Below are 23,879 nucleotides of genomic sequence, written 5' to 3' on the forward strand. Positions count from 1 at the left end.
CGAAGGCTAAGACCGCCCCGTCCTGTGGCAACGCCTTCATGACCTGCGTGCTGCAGGCCTAGCGAAGGAAAGAGGACCGGAGTGTATTCTGTACATGAGGACCACAACGACTGAAGCTGACAAAGAGATTCGAAGTTCATCGCCGTTCAGGAGTAGAACACGGAAGTTAAGCTCGCGCGCCGATGGTAGTTGGGGTAAGTAAGGAACTTCTGCTAAAGGCGGCCACGTCCTGTGGCCAACGCAGAAGTCAGCACATCGTGTGCAAGTCCTGCAAGAGTAGGACGTTGCCAGGCATAAAAAAACGATCAGCTGATGCTGGTCATTTTTTTATGCCTTGTTTTTAAAATTAGGGATAAATACCTCTTAAAAAGGAGATGGGGGAGGCATATTTATTCAAAGGGAAAGTAAGGGCATCTTCTCAGGCTCTTCTTATGCTAATCTTTAATAAGAATGGTGCAATGTTATGCAACAATTAGGCGGTTTTGGCAATTAATTTTGCTGATGTAAAGAGAGTATATACTTTGCTATAAGCGGTCCCAGAAGCCTTATAGGTACTTGAAAAAAAGAAAGAAGAAGAGACCTCATATTTGCGCTTAACAAAGAGGGAAACAGAGGTTTTGAGGGAAATTGCAACGGGAAAAAGTAATAAAGAAATTGCCGCCGCTTTGTTTATTACTGAAAAAACAGTGAAAACCCATGTATCGAGTATTGTATCCAAACTAGGCCTCCAGGATCGGACTCAGGCGGCCCTGTATGCCGTTAAACAAGGAATTAGCCCGATTGCTTAATACATACATCATTCATCTGAGAGCAGAATAACGAGTAAAGTTGTTTTAAAGGGAGGGCAATACTTTTCGTGAACAAAAAAACGAAACAGATATTTGAGGTTGAAGAGGGTGAAACCCTCGTAGAGTGCCTTAATAGAATCAGAGAAGCCGGATATTATCCTGTAAAAAGAACGGAAAAGCCAATTTTTGAGGAAAAAATAATAAATGGACAAAAGGAATATGAGCCAATAGACAGAAAAATTATTTTTGAAGCGAAGTTAATTGAGTAAAATCCGAACGTTAAGCTAATTACCATAAAAAATGTTCGAATTTATGGTTGACTATGCCTTTTACCCTTGTTAAGATAAAAAAGTGATAAATAAGTTCTCTCATATAATACCGGGGATATGGCCCGAAAGTTTCTACCCAGCGACCGTAAATAGCTGGACTATGAGAGAAAGTGTCTTACTGGATGCTAGGTCTATTTAATTGTTGAACAAGGACTTTTCAATCCGGACAGACTACTTTCTCCGTGAAGTAGTTTGTCCGGATTTTTTCTTTTTAAAGATAAAATAAAGCTGAGGGGAGCATGTGATTTGAAACCGCAGATCGGAGTAATAATGGGGAGCATTTCTGATTGGGAAACAATGAAATATGCTTGTGAGGCGCTTGACCAGCTGGAAGTTCAATATGAAAAAAGAGTGATCTCTGCCCACCGGACACCTGACTTAATGTTTGAATATGCAGAAAGCGCAAGGAACAGAGGCCTGAAAGTTATAATTGCCGGAGCTGGAGGGGCAGCACATCTGCCGGGCATGACAGCTGCCAAAACCACTCTTCCTGTAATTGGGGTTCCGGTGCAATCAAAAGCCTTAAACGGGATGGACTCACTGCTTTCTATCGTTCAAATGCCTGGGGGAATCCCGGTTGCAACAGTGGCAGTGGGTAAGGCAGGTGCAACTAACGCCGGGCTCCTGGCTGCACAAATCCTTTCCTGTACGGACGCCGAACTGGCGGAGCGACTGCAGACGATGAGGGACGAAACAAAAGAAAAGGTGATTAGCAGCAATGAACAGCTTAAATAATAAAGTTATTCTTCCGGGCTCTACAATTGGGATTATAGGAGGCGGCCAGTTAGGAAGAATGATGGCCCTTTCTGCTAAGGCATCGGGCTTTCGGATTGCGGTTCTTGACCCAGTTGAAGGGGGACCCTGCAGTGAAGTCGCTGAAATCGAAATTGTAGGCAATTATGATGATAAATATGCATTGAAGCAACTGGCTGATGTCAGTGATGTGATTACTTTTGAATTTGAAAATATTAACTCAGAGGCGCTTGATTGGCTGCAGCAGCACGCTTATGTGCCACAAGGAACAGAGCTTTTGAGGATTTCTCAGGATCGCATACAGGAAAAAGAGAGAATTAACGCCTCCGGAGCTAAGACGGCTCCTTATTTCCCGATAAGTGAACTAAGCGAACTTTATGATAGGATAGAAGCGCTGGGACTTCCGTGTGTTTTGAAGACAGCACGGGGAGGATACGATGGGAAGGGCCAATTGGTTATCCGGAACAGGGATGATATCGCAAAAGCAGATGCTCTCATCAAGCAAGGAACTTGTGTACTCGAAGCGTGGGTGCCTTTTACAATGGAAATTTCCGTCATAGTTGTACGCAAGGTGAACGGGGAGACAAGCTGTTTTCCAGTTGCAGAAAATGTTCATGTGAATAATATCCTGCATCAAACGATTGTACCAGCAAGGATACCGGAAACCGTTGCAAAGGCAGCCATTGAAAAAGCGATGCTGATTGCTGATGCTGTGGACCTTGTCGGCATCATGGCTGTAGAGATGTTTGTTAAAGAGGACGGAGAAGTCATAATTAATGAATTGGCGCCGAGACCGCATAATACTGGTCATTTTTCCATTGAGGCGTGTAAAACTTCACAATTTGAACAGCATATCCGTGCGATTTGCAATTGGCCGCTCGGAAATACTGATTTGTATCAGCCAGCTGTAATGGTGAACATTCTTGGACAACATATGGGCAAATTAATGGAAACAATCCCTTCCCTGCAGGATTGGAAAGTCCATCTCTACGGTAAAAAAGATGCGAAAAATAACCGGAAAATGGGACATGTAAATATTCTTAAGGGAACCTCCGAAGAGGCACTGTCTGATGCGAAGGCCAGCGGAATTTGGGAAGAAGGAAATGGAGGCAGCGATAGATGATTGAAAGATATACAAGACCGGAAATGGGTGCTGTTTGGAAAGAAGAAAACAAGTTCAAAGCATGGCTGGAAGTTGAGATATTAGCATGTGAAGCATGGGCTGAGCTTGGTGCAATTCCAAAGGACGACGTTAAGCTTTTACGTGAGAATGCTACATTCAATATTGACCGCATTAATGAAATTGAACAAGAGACTCGCCATGATGTAGTTGCTTTTACAAGGGCTGTTTCCGAAACTCTTGGAGAAGAACGCAAATGGGTGCATTATGGATTGACTTCAACTGATGTGGTTGATACTGCACTTTCCTATATGCTTAGACAGGCCAATGGGATTTTGCAAAGGGATATTGAAAACTTTATCGAAATCCTTGGCGATAAGGCTAAAGAACATAAATACACCGTTATGATGGGCCGTACGCATGGAGTGCATGCTGAGCCTACAACATTCGGCTTGAAGCTTGGCCTCTGGTATGAAGAAATGAAACGGAATCTTGAACGCTTTGTTGAAGCAAGAAGGAATATTGAGGTAGGCAAGATTTCAGGTGCGGTCGGAACATATGCAAACATTGACCCTTTCGTGGAGAGCTATGTGTGTGAAAACCTTGGCTTAAAAGCAGCACCGATTTCAACACAGACACTGCAGCGTGACCGCCATGCGCAATATATGAGCGTACTGGCTTTAATCGCTACGTCTATTGAAAAATTCGCAGTGGAAGTCCGCGGCTTGCAAAAGAGTGAGACGCGTGAAGTGGAAGAGTTTTTCGCAAAAGGTCAAAAGGGTTCGTCAGCGATGCCGCATAAAAGGAATCCAATTGGTTCTGAAAATATGACAGGAATCGCAAGGGTTATCCGTGGTTATATGATGACTGCTTATGAAAATGTCCCATTATGGCATGAGAGAGATATCTCCCATTCTTCTGCTGAGCGGATCATACTCCCTGATGCAACAATTGCATTAAATTACATGCTGAATCGCTTTGGAAATATCATAAAAAACCTTACAGTTTATCCTGAAAATATGAAACGGAACATGGACAGAACGTTAGGTCTTATTTATTCTCAGCGTGTCCTTCTTGCGCTGATTGATAAAGGACTGGTACGTGAGGAAGCGTATGACACGGTTCAGCCTAAAGCAATGGAGGCTTGGGAGCGCCAGGTTCCTTTCCGCCAGCTGCTTGAAGAGGATGAGAAAATCACAAACCTGCTGTCTAAAGAAGAATTGGATGATTGTTTTGATTACAACCATCATTTGCAAAAAGTAGATTTTATTTTTGAACGATTAGGCCTTTAAGAACTGTTCCCGGCCGTTCCATTTGGCCGGGACTTCTGAAAAAAATTTAGAGTAAGAATACTATTGAAACGGATGGTGCGATATGGAGAAGCGGGCTCTTTTATATGAAGGAAAAGCCAAAAGGGTATATGCAACAAACGACGATTCAGTGGTTTGGATTGAATATAAAGATGAGGCAACTGCCTTTAATGGGCAGAAGAAAGCTGAAATCAGCGGCAAGGGAGTCTTGAATAATGCCATTACAAGCTTGCTTTTTGCCAGACTGAAGGAAGAGGGCATCTCGTCTCATTTCATCGAACAGATTTCTGACCGTGAGCAGCTCGTGAAAAAGGTATCCATCATTCCGCTTGAAGTAGTGGTCCGCAATGTTGCGGCAGGTACACTTGCCAGCCGGATTGGATATCCAGAAGGAAAGGCATTAAAGAAGCCGCTTGTTGAATTTTATTACAAGGATGATGAGCTGGGCGACCCGCTAATCACAGATGCGCATATAGAAGAATTGCAGATTGCAGGCCTGGATGATGTTAGATTGCTAGAACAGAAGGCGCTAAAGGTAAATGCAGTTTTATCAAGCTTTTTTGCAGACATGAATATCCGCCTGATTGATTTTAAGCTGGAATTTGGAACAACAGCCGAAGGAGAAATTTTGCTGGCGGATGAAATTTCACCGGACACATGCAGATTATGGGATGCAACAACTTATGAAAAGCTTGATAAGGATGTATTCCGTCGCGATTTAGGCAGTTTGACGGATACTTACAAAAAACTACTTTCTAGGCTGGGAGGACAACAGCATGTATAAAGTCAAAGTATATGTAACACTTCGTGAAAGCGTATTGGATCCACAAGGTTCTGCGGTGGTTCATTCTCTGCACAGCATGAATTATAAAGAGGTTCAGGAAGTCCGCATTGGAAAATATATGGAACTTACGATTGAAAAGACTAGCCGTGATATCGACGAAACGGTAAAGGAATTGTGTGAAAAGCTTCTGGCTAATACAGTAATTGAGGACTACCGTTATGAAGTTGAGGAGGTCGTCGCACAGTGAAATTTGCGGTAATCGTATTTCCGGGATCCAATTGTGATGCTGATATGTATCACGCCATTAAAGATAGTCTGGGCGAGGATGTTGAATACGTTCCCCATACTGCAAGTTCACTAGAAGGCTTTGATGGAGTTCTGCTTCCTGGCGGCTTCTCATACGGAGATTATTTGCGCTCTGGCGCTATTGCACGCTTCTCGAATGTTATGCCCGAGGTAATCCGTGCTGCTGAAGCTGGAAAACCGGTTCTTGGTGTTTGCAATGGCTTTCAAATTCTTCTGGAAGCCGGATTGCTTCCAGGTGCAATGAGAAGGAACGACTCCTTGAAATTCATTTGCAAACCTACCATTCTAAAAGTAGAGAATGCAAATACACAATTTACGAACGCTTACACTGAAGGGGAAACGATCCAGATACCGGTCGCACACGGAGAAGGCAATTATTATTGTGACGAGAGAACCCTCTCTGAACTAAAAGATAATAACCGAATCGTGTTTACCTACGATGGTGAAAACCCGAATGGAAGTGTATCTGATATCGCAGGAATTATAAATGAGCAGGGAAATGTTCTTGGCATGATGCCCCATCCTGAGCGTGCAGCTGATTCGCTGCTGGGAAGTAAGGATGGTTTGAAGTTATTTCAATCAATTGTAAAGAGCTGGAGGGAATCAAATGCTGTCAACGCTTGAACCAACACCGGAAAAAATCAAGGCGGATAGAATCTACGCAGAGATGGGATTGTCAGATGAAGAGTTTGCAATGATCGAATCTATTATTGGCCGAACTCCGAACTTCACCGAAACCGGCTTGTTTTCGGTTATGTGGTCTGAGCATTGTTCATATAAAAACTCCAAGCCAGTATTAAAGAGGTTCCCTGTAACAGGAGAGAAAGTGCTTCAGGGACCGGGTGAAGGTGCAGGGATCGTCGATATCGGGGATAAGCAAGCAGTTGTTTTTAAAATTGAGAGCCACAATCATCCGACTGCGATCGAACCTTACCAGGGTGCTGCCACAGGCGTTGGCGGAATCATCCGTGACGTATTCTCAATGGGTGCACGCCCGATTGCCCTATTAAACTCACTTCGTTTTGGCGAGTTGGATAATCCGCGTACGAAATATATTTTTAAAGAAGCAGTGGCGGGCATTGCAGGCTATGGCAACTGTATTGGCATTCCGACTGTCGGAGGGGAAATCCAATTCGACCCGGCATATGCAGGCAATCCGCTTATGAATGCAATGTGTGTCGGTTTAATCAATCATGAAGATATCAAGAAAGGCCAGGCGCATGGTGTCGGAAATACCGTTATGTATGTTGGGGCTAAAACAGGCCGCGATGGAATTCACGGAGCTACCTTTGCTTCCGAAGAACTTTCAACCGGTTCAGATTCAAAACGAGCTGCTGTCCAGGTTGGAGATCCGTTTATGGAAAAGTTGCTGCTTGAAGCCTGTCTTGAACTGATTCATTCGGACGCATTAGTCGGCATTCAGGACATGGGTGCTGCTGGACTTACAAGTTCCTCAGCTGAAATGGCAAGCAAGGCTGGGTCTGGCATAGAAATGAACCTTGATCTGGTTCCACAGCGTGAGCCTGGAATGACAGCATATGAGATGATGCTTTCGGAATCCCAGGAACGCATGCTGATTGTTGTGAAAAAGGGAAGGGAACAGGAAATTATAGATCTATTTGCTAAACACGGCCTTGATGCTGCTGCCATCGGTGTTGTAACAGACGATCAAAAACTTCGTCTTATACATCAAGGGGAAGTAGTTGCTGACGTTCCTGTTGATGCACTTGCAGAAGAAGCACCTGTGTATAACAAGCCATCCCGCATGCCAGAATACTTTATTGAATTTCAGGAAATGGACACTGACATTACAAGTGTGGATGATTATAAAGATACCTTGGTTTCACTACTATCCCAGCCGACTATCGCAAGCAAGGAATGGGTATACGAGCAATACGATTATCAAGTCGGCACGAATACGGCGGTTACACCTGGATCAGATGCTGCTGTGCTTCGTATCCGCGGCACAAACAAGGCGCTGGCCATGACAACGGACTGTAACTCCCGCTATATATATTTAGATCCGGAAACAGGCGGAAAAATTGCCGTTGCTGAGGCAGCGCGAAACATTATCTGCTCTGGGGCCGAACCGCTGGCTATCACGGACTGTCTCAATTTTGGAAGCCCGGAAAAGCCAGAAATCTTCTGGCAGCTTGAAAAAGCCGCCGATGGAATCAGTGAAGCATGCAGAACATTGGAAGCACCTGTAATCGGCGGAAATGTTTCGCTCTATAACGAAACGAATGGCGAAGCTATTTATCCGACACCTGTTATTGGAATGGTCGGTTTAATAAAAGATCTTAAACATATTACTACTCAGCAATTTAAACAAGCAGGAGACCTAGTTTATCTTGTTGGTGAAACGGGTTCTGATTTTGGCGGAAGCGAGCTGCAGAAACTGCTTTACGGCCGTATCTTTGGTCAGGCTCCAGCTATTGATCTTGAAACAGAACAAAAGCGCCAGCAGCAAATACTGGCTGCGATTCGCAGCGGAGTAGTAGCATCTGCCCATGATGTGTCAGAAGGCGGATTGGCAACAGCGGTAGCCGAGTCCTTATTTGGAACTGATTTAGGAGCTGCCGTTACAGTATCCGGTAACCCGATTGCAGGGCTGTTTGCTGAAACACAATCAAGATTCTTAGTTACGGTGAAGCCGGAACAAAAGGGTGCTTTTGAAGAGTTAGTCGAAGATGCGAAGCTAATTGGTGAGGTTACAAATGCTCCTGTTCTTCGTATTTCAAGTGAAACAGGCTCAAGCCTAGTAGAAGCAGAAGTAAGTGAATTGTTAACAGCCTGGAAAGGAGCGATCCCATGCTTGCTGAATTAAAAGGCTTGAATGAGGAATGCGGCGTTTTTGGAATCTGGGGGCATCCTGATGCTGCCCAGATTACCTATTATGGATTGCACAGCCTTCAGCACCGCGGCCAGGAAGGCGCAGGGATGGTCTTAACAAATGGTGAAACTCTTACCGGGATAAAAGGTGAGGGGCTTGTAACAGAGGTTTTTACCGCAGATAAAATGAAAGATATATATGGTAAAGCATCTATTGGCCATGTCCGCTATGCAACGGCAGGCGGCGGCGGGTACGAAAATGTTCAGCCGCTTTTATTCCGCGCCCAAAGCGGAAGCCTTGCTCTTGCCCATAATGGGAATTTGGTAAATGCCGTTCAGCTTAGAGGCCAGCTTGAAGCACAGGGAAGTATTTTTCAAACATCTTCAGATACCGAAGTCCTGGCGCATTTGATTAAGCGCGGCGGTTTCGCCGATCTGAAGGAACGAGTGAAAAACGCGTTAGGCATGATTAAAGGGGCATATGCGTTCTTGATCATGACTGAATCGGAAATGATTGTGGCCCTTGACCCGCTTGGCTTAAGGCCGCTTTCTCTTGGCAAGATTGGGGACGCATATGTGGTCGCGTCCGAAACATGTGCTTTGGATATAACAGGTGCTGAGTTTATTCGTGACATTGAACCCGGTGAACTGATGATTATCAATGATGAGGGTATTACATCAGAACGTTTCGCTCATTCAAGCAGCCGCTCTATGTGCACGATGGAATATGTTTATTTTTCAAGGCCTGACAGCAATATAGACGGAATCAATGTCCATACAGCGAGAAAAAATCTGGGCAAGAGGCTTGCGATGGAGGCATTGATAGAAGCGGATGTTGTAACAGGTGTACCTGATTCCAGTATCTCAGTCGCAATCGGCTATGCAGAAGCATCCGGTATCCCTTATGAAATGGGACTCATCAAAAATCGGTATGTCGGCCGCACATTCATTCAGCCGTCCCAATCACTGCGAGAGCAAGGGGTAAAAATGAAGCTGTCCCCTGTTAGAGGCGTAGTGGAAGGGAAACGGGTTGTGATGGTGGATGATTCGATCGTAAGAGGAACGACCAGTAAGCGCATCGTTTCGATGTTAAAAGAGGCCGGTGCATTAGAGGTCCATGTTTGTATCAGCTCACCTCCGATTAAGAATCCATGTTTTTACGGTATTGATACTTCTTCGAGAGAAGAACTGATTGCTGCCTCTCATTCAGTTGAAGAACTTCGTGAGATGATTGGAGCGGATTCACTGACATTTTTAAGCATTGAAGGAATGGTTGAAGGTATTGGCAGACCATTTGAAGGGGAAACCCGCGGACAATGCCTGGCATGCTTCAATGGGAAATATCCAACAGAAATTTACGGAGAAACGATTGAAAATTCGCAGAAATGCTAATGTTCAGCCGGATTTGGATAAAAAGATAAGAACAATTAAATGAGAATGTTAGACAAGTGTTTAGCGCAAGCAGCTCCAGCAGCTTCTTTGAAGGGAAAAAGCCCTCAAGCGTCAGGGCACTTGCGCTTTTCGTAATAGGAGGAATATAAATGGCTAATGCGTACAGACAGGCTGGCGTGGATATTGAAGCAGGCTATGAAGCTGTTTCACGCATGAAAAAGCATGTTCAAAGGACAATGAGACCTGAAGTTTTAAGCGGGATAGGTGGTTTCGGTGGAACGTTTGATCTTTCGGCGTTAGGCTTAAAGGAGCCTGTCTTGGTTTCAGGGACCGATGGAGTCGGCACAAAGCTGATGGTTGCTTTAATGGCTGACCGCCATGACACAATTGGCATTGACTGTGTAGCGATGTGCGTAAATGATATTGTGGTCCAGGGTGCAGAGCCGCTTTATTTCCTTGACTATATTGCTTGCGGAAAGGCTGAACCTGCACGGATAGAAGAGATTGTAAAGGGTGTGGCAGCGGGCTGTGAGGATGCCGGCTGTGCTCTAATTGGCGGTGAAACAGCTGAAATGCCAGGGATGTACGCTGAGGAAGATTATGATCTTGCAGGGTTTGCAGTTGGAGCCTGTGAGAAAAAAGAGCTTATTACTGGTGAAACGATTGGTTGCGGTGATGCGGTCATCGGGCTTGCTTCAAACGGTATTCACAGTAACGGATACTCTCTTGTTCGAAAAATATTATTTGCCGATAATGCGATGAATATGGATGAGTATATCACAGAGCTAGACAGCACACTTGGTGACGAGCTGCTTAAACCAACACGTATTTACGTTCGTCCTATATTGAAAGCCAAAGAGAATTTTACTTTAAAAGGTATGGCTCACATTACTGGCGGAGGATTTATTGAAAATATCCCGCGTATGCTTCCAGAAGGCTTTGGTGTTGAGATCGAGCCAGGTACATGGGAGATTCCACCGGTATTTAAACTTCTGCAAAGCAAGGGCAACCTTAATGAAGAAGAAATGTACAATATTTTTAATATGGGAATCGGCTTTGTTGTGGTCGTAAAAGAAGAGGAAGCGTCAGAGTTAGTCTCCTTTTTGAACGAACTCGGAGAGAAAGCAGCTGTAATTGGCAAAGTCACTGACAAAGACGGAGTTTCCTTTCTGAAATAATAGGCTTAAAAAAGAACTTATCCGAATGGCGTCACCAGTAATTTTAAAGTCCATACCCAACTTATAGTACGGGGCATAATGACGTAGGGTTGTTAAAAAGTAAACTGGTACAAATAGGTTTGCCCTTCTCAATTCAGAAGGGCAGGGAAGTTTAAAATTTTCTTTGAAACTGCCATACTGGGGACCTTAGATTTACACGTTAAGGTTCTCTTTTTTTGGACTATCTTTTATGGAAATTAGGAGGAGCCTATGAGTAGGATTGCAGTTTTTGCCTCTGGGAACGGGAGCAATTTCCAGGCGATTGTGGAGGCCATACGTAACAAATTATTAGATGCGACAGTTTGTCTGCTAGTGAGCGACAACCCTGAAGCATTTGCTGTGGATAGGGCGAGGCAGGAAGATATTAATACCTTTATATTTCAGCCGAAACAATATGCCTCCAAAGATGAGTTTGAGAAGGAAATACTTGAACAGCTAAGATTGGAACAGATCGAATTAATTGTCCTTGCAGGTTATATGAGGTTAATAGGAAACACGCTCCTAAATGCATATCCACGCCATATTATTAATATTCATCCATCTCTGTTACCTGCCTTTCCGGGTAAGGATGCAATAGGACAGGCCATTTCGGCAGGAGTAAAGGAAACCGGCGTCACCGTTCATTTCGTCGATGAAGGGATGGATACCGGAACTGTCATAGAGCAGATTGCGGTTCCTATTTTAGAGAATGACACGAGAGAATCGCTGCAGGAGCGGATTCAGTATAGCGAGCATCAATTTTATCCATCCGTTTTGAAAAAGCTGCTGGATCAAGAATAGAAAATTAATCATTTGTGGGGGATAGTCATGAGAAAAAAGGCACTGATCAGCGTATCTGACAAAACAGGCATTATCGATTTTGCAAAAGGCCTTCAGGAACTGGGCTTTGAAATTATTTCAACAGGTGGTACAAAACAGGCGCTGCAGGACAGCGGTGTTGCAGTAACTGGCATTAGTGACGTGACGGGTTTCCCTGAAATATTGGATGGCCGTGTGAAAACCTTGCATCCGAATGTCCATGGGGCGCTTTTGGCAAGAGTTGGCGAAGCGGATCATCTTTCACAAATTCAAGAGCATGGCATTCAACCAATAAGTGTTGTTTGTGTCAATCTTTACCCTTTTAAAGAAACTATCAGCAAACCTGATGTTTCTGTAGAAGAAGCCATTGAAAATATCGATATTGGCGGACCTTCTATGCTGCGTTCATCCGCTAAAAACCATGAATATGTTGCAGCGGTCGTGGACCCTGCCGATTATAATACAGTTTTAACGGAATTAAAGGAAACCGGAGATGTAAATAAAGAAACAAAGAGATGGCTAGCTGCCAAGGTATTCAGGCATACTGCGGCGTACGATGCAATGATTGCCGAGTATATGACCGAGCTTGTGCAGGAGGAGCAGCCGGAAACGGTGACTATGACATTTGAATTAAAGCAGCCTCTTCGATACGGAGAAAACCCGCATCAGAAAGCAGCGTTTTATAAAAAGCCTCTTGGCTCATCCTTTTCCATTGCACATGCCGAGCAGCTTCACGGAAAAGAGTTATCATACAATAATATTAATGATGCTGATGCAGCGCTTCAGATTGTCCGTGAGTTCAACCAGCCTGCAGCAGTAGCCGTTAAACACAGCAACCCATGCGGAGTCGGAACAGGCGAGACAATTGAAGCAGCGTTTTCTCAGGCTTATCAGGCTGATCCTGTTTCCATCTTTGGCGGCATCGTTGCCTTGAACCGTGAAGTAAATAGAGAAACAGCTGAACAGCTGCATGAAATTTTCCTTGAAATTGTTATCGCTCCATCATTCACAAAGGAAGCATTAGAGATTTTAACTAGCAAGAAGAATATCCGGCTCTTAACTGTTTCGTTTGGAAAGAAAGAAAAGGCTGAGAAAAAACTCTCGTCTATCGAAGGCGGTTTGTTAATTCAGGACAGTGACGAATTCGGGTTTGAACAAGCGGATATTACAGTACCAACTAAGAGAAAACCAACCGAGGATGAATGGAATGCTCTGAAGCTTGGCTGGAAGGTTGTTAAACATGTTAAGTCAAATGCCATTGTGGTGAGTGATGTACAAATGACGCTTGGAATTGGTGCTGGCCAGATGAACCGGGTAGGATCTGCCAGGATTGCCCTGGAACAGGCAGGGGAAAAAGCGAAAGGAAGCGCAATGGCATCTGATGCCTTCTTCCCAATGGATGACACCGTTGAGGCTGCAGCAAAGGCAGGAATTACTTCCATCATACAGCCTGGAGGCTCTATTCGGGACGAAGATTCGATTAAAAAAGCAGATGAATATGGGATTGCGATGGTGTTTACAGGAGTGCGCCATTTTAAACATTAAAAGCGCAAGTATCCTGGCAAGGAAGAATGGCTAAGGTCGTTTAACTTAGACCGTGTGCAGCCTTCGTCCTGTCGAGACGTCGGCAATCGGCGCTATACATCTAGACATGTTTAAAAAGTTAAACTTACCTATCTATTAAAAGCAGGATAAGCTTATAGATTTCGAGGAGGCGTTAAGTGTGAATGTGCTGGTAATTGGCCGCGGCGGCAGGGAGCATGCGATTGCAAGGAAGCTTTCTGAAAGTACGCGTGTGGATAAAGTATATGTGGCTCCCGGAAATCCTGGGATGGCGGATGTAGCAGAGCTTATCTCTATTGGAGAAACTGACCACTCATCATTAATTTCTTTTGCAAAAGAACAAAGCATCGGGCTTACAATTGTGGGCCCTGAAATTCCTCTTCAAAATGGGATTGTTGATGAATTTGAAGCTGCTGGGCTGAAGGCCTTCGGTCCTAGAAAGAATGCAGCAATCATTGAAGGCAGCAAGTCGTTTGCTAAAGATCTTATGAAGAAATATTCAATACCTACAGCAGGTTATGAAGTGTTCACTTCCTATGAAAATGCAAAGGCGCATATTGATACCAATGAAGCACCGTTCGTCTTAAAAGCAGATGGATTGGCGGCGGGCAAGGGTGTCGTTATTGCGATGACGAAGGCGGAGGCTCTGGATGCGATTCATGAAATGATGGTCATGGATAAGTTTAATGGAGCGGCTTCCCAGCTGGTAATCGAGGATTATCTCGAGGGAGAGGAATTCTCGTTAATGGCCTTTGTTAGTGGAGAAAAGGTATATCCTATGGTGATCGCTCAGGACCATAAACGGGCTTTTGACGGTGATACCGGACCAAATACAGGGGGAATGGGTGCTTATTCACCCGTTCCGCAAATTGAAGACAGAATTGTCGAAGAGGCGGTTGAGACGGTATTGCTTCCCGCAGCCCGCGCTTTAAAAGCCGAGGGCCGGACATTCACAGGAATTCTTTACGCCGGATTAATGTTAACAAGCAAAGGCACAAAGGTGATCGAATTCAACGCCCGTTTTGGCGACCCGGAAACACAGGTTGTTCTTCCAAGACTCAAGACGGACCTTGTAGATGTAATTGAAGCCGTAATGGCAGAAAAGCCGCTGGAAATCCAGTGGCATGAAGATGCGGTTCTTGGTGTTGTATTGGCAGCAAAGGGCTACCCGGACTCATATGAAAAAGGCAGCAAAATTAAGGGATTGGATCAATTCGAAAAAGGCGCATATATTTACCATGCCGGAACAGCTTTGAACGATGCAGGCGAATTTGTCACAAACGGAGGCCGTGTGTTACTGGTTGCTGCTCAGGCAAAAGATATAAATGCTGCAAAACAAAAAGTATATGAACAGCTTGGCCATATTCAGTGTGACGGATTGTTCTGGAGAAGCGATATTGGGCACAGAGCTATTCAGGCCGCTTCTTCTTTGCTTTCTTAACGTAAACGAATAAAAGAGCCACGAGTGACCCGATTAATAGGGTTAGTACAAACGTCATGTCTGACAGATATTCAGCAACCATATGCTCAACTCCTTTTGAGTAACTTGAGAAGATATGTAAAAAACGAGTAGAAAGAGACAAGCCGAATTAAGCAAAAAATCTATTAATCAAACGATTGAACAGCGTATTTTAACGAAGAAAATAATTAAGTGAAGCTGTGATTGATGTAAGGGACGCCTAGCCTATTTGTTCTGGTAATCGGAATACCACAACCATAAAAATCGCTTTCTGTTTCAAAAAGAGGCTGTTCGTATTTCAGATGAAATGCGCCAACAGCCTCTTTTATTTAATAAGATTGATTTTCTATTCTATCGTCCTTATTTTCACTACCCGTCATTCCCTTGCTTTCAGTAAGCATTTCCGTTACAGGACAGTAGCGAAGGATACCTTCTCCTACCTTCATACCTGCTATTAAGGCAACTAACAAAGCTGAGCCGCGCCGCCGCCTTTTTATCATTTTAGCCGTGGACCATGAAAGTAAGGTGAAGCCGCATGTTATTCGGATTAAGGCATTCATTGTGCCAATATTTTGTTTGACGTCCATTTCCACCTTCTCCTTCACAAATTAATCACATTAATTTTGTAAAACTTTAATGTGTTAAACGGTAAAATATGTTAGTATATAGGAAAAACAATTAATTGCACTATCTGTATATTTAAAAACATTTTATATATGCACTGATCCGTGCCTAATGGAGGGATGTTCATGCTGGAACAGCGCTACAGGTGGAAAAACAAGCATCTGCGTGAGCATATTGCCGTGCTGGACGGTTTACATGCACCACATATTCTGCTTAAAAATGCAACTTACTTAAATCAGGTGTTAAGAAAATGGATAACCGCAAACATTTGGATTTATGACGACCGTATCATATATGTTGGGAGTAACTTGCCTGAAAATATTGAAGGTACCGAAATTATCGACTGTGAGAAACGATTTTTAGTCCCAGGTTACATAGAACCCCATAGCCATCCATTTCAATTATATAATCCCCACACACTTTCTCGTTATGCGTCCCATTTTGGAACGACAACACTTATAAATGATAACATGGTGCTTTTTTTACAACCCGACAAAAAGAAAGCGTTTTCTTTATTGAGGGAATTTCGGAATTTGCCTGTGTCTATGTATTGGTGGTGCCGTTTTGATGCACAAACGGAAATTCAGCGTGAGGAAAATGTCTTTTCCCATACGAATGTTAAGACCTGGCTTGAGCATGATGCCGTCCTTCAGGGAGGGGAATTGACTGGCTGGCCCAAGCTTCTGGATGGCGATGATATGATGCTTCACTGGATTCAGGAAGCAAAGAGGATGAGAAAGCAGATTGAGGGCCATTTTCCGGGGGCATCCGAGAAAACGCTTTCAAAAATGATGCTTTTAGGGGCGGATTGTGACCATGAAGCGATGACCGGAGAAGAAGTTATGTCTCGGCTTATGCAGGGATATGCGGTTTCGTTGCGAAACTCATCGATTCGTCCTGATTTGCCTAAGCTTTTGCGGGAGATTCAGGAATTGGGAATTGATCAGTTCGATAAATTCTTTTATACAACGGACGGTTCTCCTCCGGCTTTTTATGAAGAAGGTTTTATCGATGTTTTAATCAAGATTGCCATTGAGGCGGGTGTTCCTGTCATTGATGCCTATAATATGGCAACGATCAATATTGCCAGGTACTACAATATAGAATATTTGCACGGCAACATTGCAACCGGACGGGTTGCTAACATCAATTTCCTTGAAAGCCCCGATAATCCTACACCTGTGTCCGTCCTTGCAAAAGGCATGTGGGTAAAACGAAACGGAATTGCTTGTGAGGACACACAGAAGGTGGATTGGAAGTCCTTTGGTTTTGAGCCGCTTGTCCTTGATTGGGAAATAGACCAGGACGATCTTCAGTTTTCCATGCCTTTCGGGATACAGATGGTTAATGATGTTATTACCAAGCCCTATTCTGTTTCTACAGATATGTCCTATGAAGAGCTTTCTTTTGATCATGACGAGTGTTTCTTCATGATGATAGACCGAAATGGCAAATGGAGAATCAATACCGTATTAAAGGGCTTTGCTACAAAGCTGCACGGTTTTGCCAGCTCCTATTCCAGCACAGGCGATATAGTGTTAATCGGCAAGAAAAAAAGTGATATGATGGCGGCCTTTAAGCGGCTGAAGGAGATCGGTGGAGGGATTGTTCTAACAGAAAATGAAAGCCCAATCTATGAAATGCCGTTGTCGCTTCAGGGAATAATGTCAGATAAACCTGTAGAGCTGCTGATAAAAGAGGAAAAAGAACTGAAAAGTCTTCTTCAGGAAAGAGGATATTCCTTCTCTGATCCTGTTTATACACTGCTATTCTTTTCATCGACCCACTTGCCTTATATTCGGATTACGCCAAGTGGCTTGTATGATGTTATGAATAAAAAAGTACTCTTCCCTGCAATAATGCGTTAATATATAAGAGTGATAATAGATAGAGATAATATATAAGATGACCTAGGGGAAATATAGCTCTTTTTAAAGAGCGGGGAGTGTCCTATATGAAGCTAAAAACCGTTGCATGTTTGCTTGCGATGTCGCTTATGGCTGCGGGTTGTAACAAAGATGTGGGGAAAGAAACGCCAAAAATAGATAAAGAGGACGTTAAGTTTGAAAAAGAGGTAAGTGCTGAGGAGGAGTTTGTGAACCAATATCCGTTGACAGGGATTGGCACAGATGAAAGTATTGAAAGCAGGGCAATAGCAGTAATGGTAAATAACCATCCGAAAGCCCGCCCCCAGACAGGCCTGTCAAAAGCGGATATCGTATATGAAATGCTTGCTGAAGGGGATGTCACCAGGTTCCTGGCTGTATTTCAGAGTGAAAGACCAGAAAAGATAGGACCTGTCCGGAGTGCCCGTGATTATTATATCCGGATTGCAAAAGGGCTCAATGGTATTTTTATTGCCCATGGCTACAGTCCGGATGCGAAAAAACTGTTAGATAGCGGTTATATCGATCATTTAAATGGTATGGAGTATGATGGAACCCTTTTTAAAAGGGCAAGCTTTCGCCAGGCACCACATAATTCCTACATAACCTTTGAAAAGATAGAAAAAGGGATAAGTGATAATTCATTTGATGGCAAATCCGCACCTAAAGCTTTTACATTTTTAACAGAAGAACAGATAGAGAGCCTGATGGGAGAAGAGGCTGTATCTATTAAGGTTGCATATGGTTCCCCTGTTTTCGATTCAACCTTTGAATATGATGAGGGTGCAGGGAAGTTTATCCGGTATTCTGATGGGGAACAGACGGTAGACTCTGAGACTAAGGAGCCCGTAGCCATTGACAATGTATTGGTCATTGAGGCACCTCACCAAGTAATTGACAAAGCCGGACGGCGAGATATTGATTTTAAGGCTGGCGGCAAAGCCATTCTGCTGCAAAAAGGGAAGATGAATGAAGCCGAATGGCGGAATATCGATGGGAGAATCGTACCATTCCAGGAGGGCAAAGAGGCAGGGCTAATGCCAGGAAAAACCTGGATCGCTGTTGTTTCGGAAGCAGGAATAGCCAACGATATTACTTTAAACAGCAATTAATGAGCTAATACGATAAAAGGAGTCACTCTATGCAAATTGATAAACTAAGAGGCAAAGAACTCGATCAGTTATTTTTAGCTATTCTATCATTAAAGGATCTTGAAGAGTGTTACCGTTTCTTTGATGATTTGTGTACGGTAAATGAAATCCAGTCCCTGGCCCAGCGGCTTGAAGTGGCACGTATGCTGCAGGAAGGGAAAACGTATCATAAAATCGAAACCGAGACAGGTGCAAGCACAGCAACGATTTCACGCGTAAAACGGTGCTTGAACTATGGAAACGATGCCTATACAATGGCATTGGATCGTTTAAAGTAAAATAAAGCAGGCAGGGATTACTTAATCTCTGCCTGCTTTTTTATGTAATCCTGAGAAAACCGGATAATTTTTTCAAAAATTCGTTCACTTTTTGCTGCATTGTCCATGAACAGATCTTCCTTATTTTTAAAATAGGGAAATTTAGAGTCTGCTTTGCTTTTTTCTGGCCTAATGAAGCAAAGGGGATAATTTACAGTGAATAGTCTTTTTTCTTGAAAAACAGAAATGATATAATGGTGTAATGGGAATTAGAATGGGAGGCTTTACAATGTACGATTATCGCGAGTGGAAGCATGTTTTCAAACTCGATCCTAATAAACAAATAAGTGATGAAGCATTGGAACGGGTGTGTGAATCAGGTACCGACGCGATTATTGTCGGCGGCACGGACGGCGTGACCATTGAGAATGTACTCGATTTGATGGCAAGGATTCGCCGTTATACTGTGCCGTGTGTTTTGGAAGTTTCGTCTGTTGAATCGGTTTCACCCGGTTTTGACTTATATTTTATTCCAACAGTACTGAACAGTTCTGATCCAAATTGGATGATGAAACTTCATCATCAAGCGGTCAAAGAGTACGGAGAAATAATGAATTGGGACGAAATTTATGTCGAGGGCTACTGTATTTTAAATCCCGATTGCAAAGCGGCAGCGTTAACGAATGCAGCTGCTGAAATGGATGATGAAGATGTGCTGGCGTATGCAATGATGGCTGAAAGAATGTTCCGTCTGCCAATCTTTTATATGGAATATAGCGGCACATACGGGGATCCCAAGCTGGTAGAAAGGGTAAAACACATCTTGGATAGCACCGTACTTTTTTATGGCGGAGGCATTAAAACCGCTATACAAGCGGCGGAAATGGGGAAACTGGCTGATGTCATTGTTGTGGGCAACATTATATATGAAAATTTGGACGAAGCGTTACAAACAGTTTCCGCAGTAAAATAGATGTATGTAAAGAAAAATTTTAGTATAATGAATGGAACAAATGTTCTGATATGGTGGTGCTTATATGCAATATTTAAGTGATAAATTACTGGCAGGGTTAAACGAGCAGCAGCAGCAAGCGGTTAAATGCACGGATGGCCCTTTATTGATCATGGCCGGGGCGGGAAGCGGAAAAACGCGTGTGCTTACACATCGGATTGCCTACTTGATGGTTGAAAAACAAGTAGCCCCCTGGAATATCCTTGCGATTACTTTTACAAATAAAGCAGCACGGGAGATGAAAGAGCGGATTAGCAGTATTCTTGGAGGAGCTGCAGAAGAAATCTGGGTTTCTACTTTCCACTCGATGTGTGTCAGGATTTTAAGAAGAGATATTGACCGGATCGGCTACAACAGGAACTTTTCAATCCTGGATACAACAGATCAGCAATCGGTTATTAAGCAAATCTTGAAGGATAAAAATATTGATCCGAAGAAATTTGATCACCGGGCGATTCTGGGATCTATCAGCTCGGCAAAGAATGAACTGATTACCCCTGAAGAATATAGCAAAAATGCTGGCGGTTATTATGACCAAGTAGCTTCAGAGGTCTATACAGAGTATCAAAAACGACTCCGCAAAAACCAAGCCCTTGATTTTGATGATCTGATTATGATGACGATCCATCTATTTCAGCGGGTGCCTGAGGTACTGGAATATTACCAGCGAAAGTTCCAGTACATACATGTGGACGAGTATCAGGATACGAACCGCGCTCAATATATGCTTGTAAAACAGATGGCCTCCCGGTTCAAGAATCTATGTGTTGTAGGGGACTCGGACCAGTCTATCTATGGCTGGAGGGGCGCTGATATCGCGAATATCCTTTCATTTGAAAAAGATTATTCTAGCGCCAATATGATTTTTCTTGAACAAAACTACCGTTCAACAAAAAGGATACTGCAGGCAGCAAACAAAGTTATTGAAAACAACAGTAACCGTAAACCAAAGAATCTGTGGACAGAAAATGCCGAGGGAAGTAAGATTTTTTATTTGCGCGCTGAGAGTGAACAGGGAGAAGCGCAATTTGTAGCCGGAAAGATTCTCGAACTTGTTAAACAAGGCGACAAGACGTTCTCTGATATTGCCATCTTATATAGAACGAATGCCCAATCGCGTGTAATGGAGGAAGTCTTGCTTAAGTCCAACATCCAGTACAGTATTGTCGGAGGCATTAAATTCTATGACAGAAAAGAAATTAAAGATATTCTTGCTTATCTGCGGCTGATTGCAAATCCGGATGATGATATCTCGCTTCGCCGTGTGATCAATGTGCCAAAACGGGGAATTGGTGCAACGTCACTCGACAAAATAGCTGATTTTGCAATGATGAATGATCTGTCAATCTATCAGGCGCTCCAGGAAATTGAACAGATTGGTGTCAGTCCGAAAATTACAAAGGCCGCAAGAGAGTTCCGTGACTTAATTGGCGGATATACACAAATGCAAGAATACCTTTCGGTTACTGAGCTTGTGGAAGAAGTGCTTCAAAAGGCAGGATACCGAGAAATGCTGGAAGCGGAGAAGTCTTTGGAATCGCAAAGCCGTCTGGAAAACCTGGACGAATTTTTGTCCGTAACCAAGAACTTTGAAGAAAAAAATGATGATAAATCGCTGGTTGCTTTTCTAACTGATTTGGCATTAGTAGCTGACATTGATCAGTTGGACAGCAATGATACGGCCTCTCAGGATACGATTACCTTAATGACTCTTCACTCTGCAAAGGGGCTGGAATTCCCAGTTGTATTCTTAATGGGAATGGAAGAAGGAGTCTTCCCGCATAGCCGCTCATTAATTGATGAGGGAGAGATGGAAGAAGAGCGCCGTCTTGCATATGTAGGCATTACCCGTGCTGAAAAAGAGCTTTATATTACGAATGCGCAGATGAGGACCTTATTCGGCAGGACTAATATGAACCCTGTCTCCCGGTTTATTGCCGAAATTCCGGAGGAGCTTGTGGAGGACTTGATGCCGAAGAAAAGTGTCCCAAGTTTTATGTCATCTTCCCGTTCTTCCTCGCAGCAGGCTAACCCGAGGAGGGCCGGGGCGTTCGCCCGTCCAGTGAATGCCCCGTCCTCTACCGGCGGAGACGAAATTGGGTGGAAAGTCGGCGATAAAGCTTCCCATAAGAAATGGGGCGTAGGAACTGTTGTCAGCGTTAAGGGAGAAGGAGAGGGCAAGGAACTGGATATTGCTTTTCCTAGCCCGACTGGCATCAAACGATTGCTTGCCAAATTTGCGCCAATTACGAAAGAGTAACTATTTTGCCTAAGGAGCTGGACTTATGGACTTGAAAACTGCAGAAGCGCATGTCCGTGATTTACAAAACTTGCTGAACCAATACAGCTATGAATATCATGTGCTGGACAAGCCATCTATTCCTGACGCAGAGTATGACACCCTGCTTCGCGAACTTATCGAATTAGAAGAAAAGTTTCCTGAGATGGTGACGCCGGATTCTCCCACTCAGCGTGTGGGCGGAACTATTTTGGAAATGTTCGAGAAGGTAGAACATACATCGCCAATGCTTAGCCTAGGCAATGCTTTCAATGAGGCTGACCTGCGTGACTTCGATCGAAAGGTACGCCAGGCAGTCGGCGATAATTTTTCCTATGTTTGTGAGTTGAAGATTGATGGACTTGCCGTGTCATTAAGGTATGAAGACGGAATATTTGTCAGAGGTGCCACACGCGGCGATGGGACGGTTGGTGAGGATATTACTGCTAATTTAAGGACGATAAAATCCATTCCTATCCGACTGAGAGAACCAATGACTCTCGAAGTCCGCGGTGAAGCATTTATGCCGAAAAAATCCTTTGAAGCATTGAATAACGCAAAGCTTGAAAGAGATGAAGAGCCTTTTGCAAATCCCCGCAATGCAGCGGCAGGTTCACTGCGCCAGCTTGACACCAGGATTGCAGCTTCCAGAAATCTTGATATCTTTTTATATGGGATCGGTGATGCAGGAAATACCAATGCTGCATCCCATAGTGAGGGACTTGACTTGCTGGACAGGCTTGGTTTTAAAACAAACAAAGAACGGAAAAAATGTGCCAACATCGAGGAAGTTCTTGAATATGTTGAGGGATGGGTAGAAAAAAGGCCAAACCTTCCTTATGATATAGATGGAATTGTCATTAAAGTTGACTCCTATGAACAGCAGGAGCAGCTGGGCCGGACTGCAAAAAGCCCGCGCTGGGCAATTGCCTTCAAGTTTCCGGCAGAAGAGGTTGTTACAAAGTTAAAAAACATCGAGCTGAGTGTGGGACGCACTGGGGTAGTTACCCCCACGGCCATCCTTGAACCCGTAAAAGTTGCGGGAACAACCGTTCAGCGTGCATCACTTCATAATGAAGACTTGATTCGTGAAAAGGATATTAAAATTGGTGACCAAGTCGTTGTTAAAAAAGCGGGGGATATTATCCCTGAGGTGGTAAATGTCCTAGCTGAGCTCCGGACCGGTGAGGAAGTTGACTTCCACATGCCAACCCATTGCCCTGAATGCGAAAGTGAGCTTGTCCGTCTGGAGGATGAAGTGGCCCTTCGCTGCATTAACCCGAAGTGCCCGGCACAAATCCGGGAAGGACTGATTCATTTTGTATCACGAAATGCGATGAATATTGAGGGGCTTGGCGAAAAAGTCATCAGCCAGCTGTTCCGTGAAAACCTGATTGTGGATGTAGCGGACATTTATAAATTGTCTTTCGAGCAGCTTATTGCATTGGAGCGAATGGGGGAAAAGTCCGTCAATAACCTGTTGCGTGCAATTGAAGCATCTAAGAATAACTCGCTTGAGCGGCTGTTATTTGGATTGGGGATTCGCCATGTTGGCGAAAAGGCGGCCAGGATACTTTCCCAGGATTTTCAAACGATTCATTCTTTACAAGAAGCAAGCCGCGAGCAACTGACAGCGATTAATGAGATTGGGGAAAAAATGGCTGACTCAGTAGTTACTTTCTTTGAAATGGAAGAAGTAAATGAGCTAATTAGGGAACTTGAGGCAAGAGGAGTAAATCTCACTTATAAAGGGCCAAAGCCTGTAAACATAGAACAGTCTGACTCATTCTTTGCCGGAAAAACAGTTGTACTGACAGGCAAGCTAGAGCAGCTTACCCGAAATGAAGCCAAAGAAAAAATTGAAGCTTTAGGTGCAAATGTAGCAGGAAGCGTCAGCAAAAAAACCGACCTCGTAGTTGCTGGGGAAGAAGCCGGCTCAAAGCTAACGAAGGCAGAACAATTAGGAATTGAAGTGTGGGATGAGGCGAGACTGGTCGAAGAATTAAACAAATAAGAGGTG

At 43.9% G+C, this 23,879-nt stretch carries 21 protein-coding genes, 1 pseudogene and 1 riboswitch; of the genes and pseudogenes, 20 read left to right on the top strand and 2 right to left on the bottom strand.

Annotated elements, in window-relative coordinates:
* Window positions 1–563: 563 nt before the first annotated feature.
* The 14 genes and pseudogenes from D0469_RS10425 to purD form a co-directional block, all read left to right on the top strand.
* Window positions 564–788: pseudogene (locus D0469_RS10425) on the top strand (response regulator transcription factor); the annotation flags it as partial.
* A 68-nt stretch (window positions 789–856) separates the two neighbouring features.
* Window positions 857–1,057: an NETI motif-containing protein gene (locus tag D0469_RS10430; RefSeq protein ID WP_117326688.1), complete on the top strand. Its 201-nt coding sequence runs from the start codon at window positions 857–859 to the stop codon at window positions 1,055–1,057.
* A gap of 79 nt (window positions 1,058–1,136) precedes the next feature.
* A riboswitch (purine riboswitch) is annotated at window positions 1,137–1,238 on the top strand.
* Between the two features lie 125 nt (window positions 1,239–1,363).
* On the top strand, window positions 1,364–1,852 hold the full coding sequence (purE, locus tag D0469_RS10435) for a 5-(carboxyamino)imidazole ribonucleotide mutase (RefSeq protein ID WP_117326689.1): 489 nt from the start codon (window positions 1,364–1,366) through the stop codon (window positions 1,850–1,852).
* A complete protein-coding gene (gene purK, locus D0469_RS10440; protein ID WP_117326690.1) occupies window positions 1,836–2,993 on the top strand; it encodes a 5-(carboxyamino)imidazole ribonucleotide synthase in 1,158 nt (385 codons plus the stop codon). The genes purE and purK overlap by 17 nt, the downstream gene beginning before the upstream one ends.
* Window positions 2,990–4,282 (top strand): adenylosuccinate lyase, encoded by a 1,293-nt coding sequence (gene purB / locus D0469_RS10445; RefSeq protein WP_117326691.1) that lies wholly within the window; start codon window positions 2,990–2,992, stop codon window positions 4,280–4,282. Before purK ends, purB begins: the two co-directional genes overlap by 4 nt.
* Before the next feature lie 82 nt (window positions 4,283–4,364).
* Window positions 4,365–5,084: a phosphoribosylaminoimidazolesuccinocarboxamide synthase gene (gene purC / locus D0469_RS10450; RefSeq protein WP_117326692.1), complete on the top strand. Its 720-nt coding sequence runs from the start codon at window positions 4,365–4,367 to the stop codon at window positions 5,082–5,084.
* The gene (gene purS, locus D0469_RS10455; RefSeq protein WP_117326693.1) at window positions 5,077–5,331 is read left to right on the top strand and encodes a phosphoribosylformylglycinamidine synthase subunit PurS; all 255 of its coding nucleotides are present in this window, start codon (window positions 5,077–5,079) and stop codon (window positions 5,329–5,331) included. The genes purC and purS overlap by 8 nt, the downstream gene beginning before the upstream one ends.
* Window positions 5,328–6,014, top strand: coding sequence for a phosphoribosylformylglycinamidine synthase subunit PurQ (purQ, locus tag D0469_RS10460; RefSeq protein WP_117326694.1), 687 nt, complete (start codon window positions 5,328–5,330; stop codon window positions 6,012–6,014). The genes purS and purQ overlap by 4 nt, the downstream gene beginning before the upstream one ends.
* Entirely contained in the window at window positions 5,998–8,217 is a 2,220-nt protein-coding gene (gene purL, locus D0469_RS10465) for a phosphoribosylformylglycinamidine synthase subunit PurL (protein ID WP_117326695.1), read from the top strand. Before purQ ends, purL begins: the two co-directional genes overlap by 17 nt.
* Window positions 8,202–9,614 (top strand): amidophosphoribosyltransferase, encoded by a 1,413-nt coding sequence (gene purF / locus D0469_RS10470; protein WP_117326696.1) that lies wholly within the window; start codon window positions 8,202–8,204, stop codon window positions 9,612–9,614. The genes purL and purF overlap by 16 nt, the downstream gene beginning before the upstream one ends.
* Window positions 9,615–9,763: 149 nt before the next feature.
* The gene (gene purM, locus D0469_RS10475; protein WP_117326697.1) at window positions 9,764–10,792 is read left to right on the top strand and encodes a phosphoribosylformylglycinamidine cyclo-ligase; all 1,029 of its coding nucleotides are present in this window, start codon (window positions 9,764–9,766) and stop codon (window positions 10,790–10,792) included.
* A gap of 249 nt (window positions 10,793–11,041) precedes the next feature.
* Window positions 11,042–11,611, top strand: a complete 570-nt coding sequence (purN, locus tag D0469_RS10480) for a phosphoribosylglycinamide formyltransferase (RefSeq protein ID WP_117326698.1) — start codon at window positions 11,042–11,044, stop codon at window positions 11,609–11,611.
* A 27-nt stretch (window positions 11,612–11,638) separates the two neighbouring features.
* Window positions 11,639–13,174 (top strand): bifunctional phosphoribosylaminoimidazolecarboxamide formyltransferase/IMP cyclohydrolase, encoded by a 1,536-nt coding sequence (purH, locus tag D0469_RS10485; protein ID WP_117326699.1) that lies wholly within the window; start codon window positions 11,639–11,641, stop codon window positions 13,172–13,174.
* A 178-nt stretch (window positions 13,175–13,352) separates the two neighbouring features.
* Window positions 13,353–14,633, top strand: coding sequence for a phosphoribosylamine--glycine ligase (gene purD, locus D0469_RS10490; RefSeq protein WP_117326700.1), 1,281 nt, complete (start codon window positions 13,353–13,355; stop codon window positions 14,631–14,633).
* Here purD and D0469_RS21990 read toward each other — a convergent pair.
* Both D0469_RS21990 and D0469_RS10495 read right to left on the bottom strand, forming a co-directional pair.
* A complete protein-coding gene (locus D0469_RS21990) occupies window positions 14,602–14,715 on the bottom strand; it encodes an EYxxD motif small membrane protein (protein WP_325048946.1) in 114 nt (37 codons plus the stop codon). The two genes, purD and D0469_RS21990, sit on opposite strands and share 32 nt — an antisense overlap.
* Window positions 14,716–14,980: 265 nt before the next feature.
* Window positions 14,981–15,238 (bottom strand): YgaP family membrane protein, encoded by a 258-nt coding sequence (locus tag D0469_RS10495; protein ID WP_117326701.1) that lies wholly within the window; start codon window positions 15,236–15,238, stop codon window positions 14,981–14,983.
* A 162-nt stretch (window positions 15,239–15,400) separates the two neighbouring features.
* Between D0469_RS10495 and D0469_RS10500 the strand changes: the two genes are divergently transcribed.
* The 6 genes from D0469_RS10500 (at window position 15,401) to ligA (ending at window position 23,873) form a co-directional block, all read left to right on the top strand.
* On the top strand, window positions 15,401–17,143 hold the full coding sequence (locus D0469_RS10500; protein WP_117326702.1) for an adenine deaminase C-terminal domain-containing protein: 1,743 nt from the start codon (window positions 15,401–15,403) through the stop codon (window positions 17,141–17,143).
* 86 nt (window positions 17,144–17,229) lie between these two features.
* Window positions 17,230–18,273, top strand: coding sequence for a DUF3048 domain-containing protein (locus D0469_RS10505; protein WP_117326703.1), 1,044 nt, complete (start codon window positions 17,230–17,232; stop codon window positions 18,271–18,273).
* A gap of 29 nt (window positions 18,274–18,302) precedes the next feature.
* Window positions 18,303–18,590: a YerC/YecD family TrpR-related protein gene (locus D0469_RS10510; RefSeq protein ID WP_117326704.1), complete on the top strand. Its 288-nt coding sequence runs from the start codon at window positions 18,303–18,305 to the stop codon at window positions 18,588–18,590.
* 268 nt (window positions 18,591–18,858) lie between these two features.
* Window positions 18,859–19,542, top strand: coding sequence for a heptaprenylglyceryl phosphate synthase (gene pcrB / locus D0469_RS10515; RefSeq protein WP_117326705.1), 684 nt, complete (start codon window positions 18,859–18,861; stop codon window positions 19,540–19,542).
* A 64-nt stretch (window positions 19,543–19,606) separates the two neighbouring features.
* Entirely contained in the window at window positions 19,607–21,841 is a 2,235-nt protein-coding gene (pcrA, locus tag D0469_RS10520; RefSeq protein WP_117326706.1) for a DNA helicase PcrA, read from the top strand.
* 25 nt (window positions 21,842–21,866) lie between these two features.
* The gene (gene ligA, locus D0469_RS10525; RefSeq protein WP_117326707.1) at window positions 21,867–23,873 is read left to right on the top strand and encodes an NAD-dependent DNA ligase LigA; all 2,007 of its coding nucleotides are present in this window, start codon (window positions 21,867–21,869) and stop codon (window positions 23,871–23,873) included.
* Window positions 23,874–23,879: the final 6 nt, after the last annotated feature.

This window comes from Peribacillus saganii, assembly GCF_003429095.1.
GTDB classification, from domain to species: domain Bacteria; phylum Bacillota; class Bacilli; order Bacillales; family DSM-1321; genus Peribacillus; species Peribacillus saganii.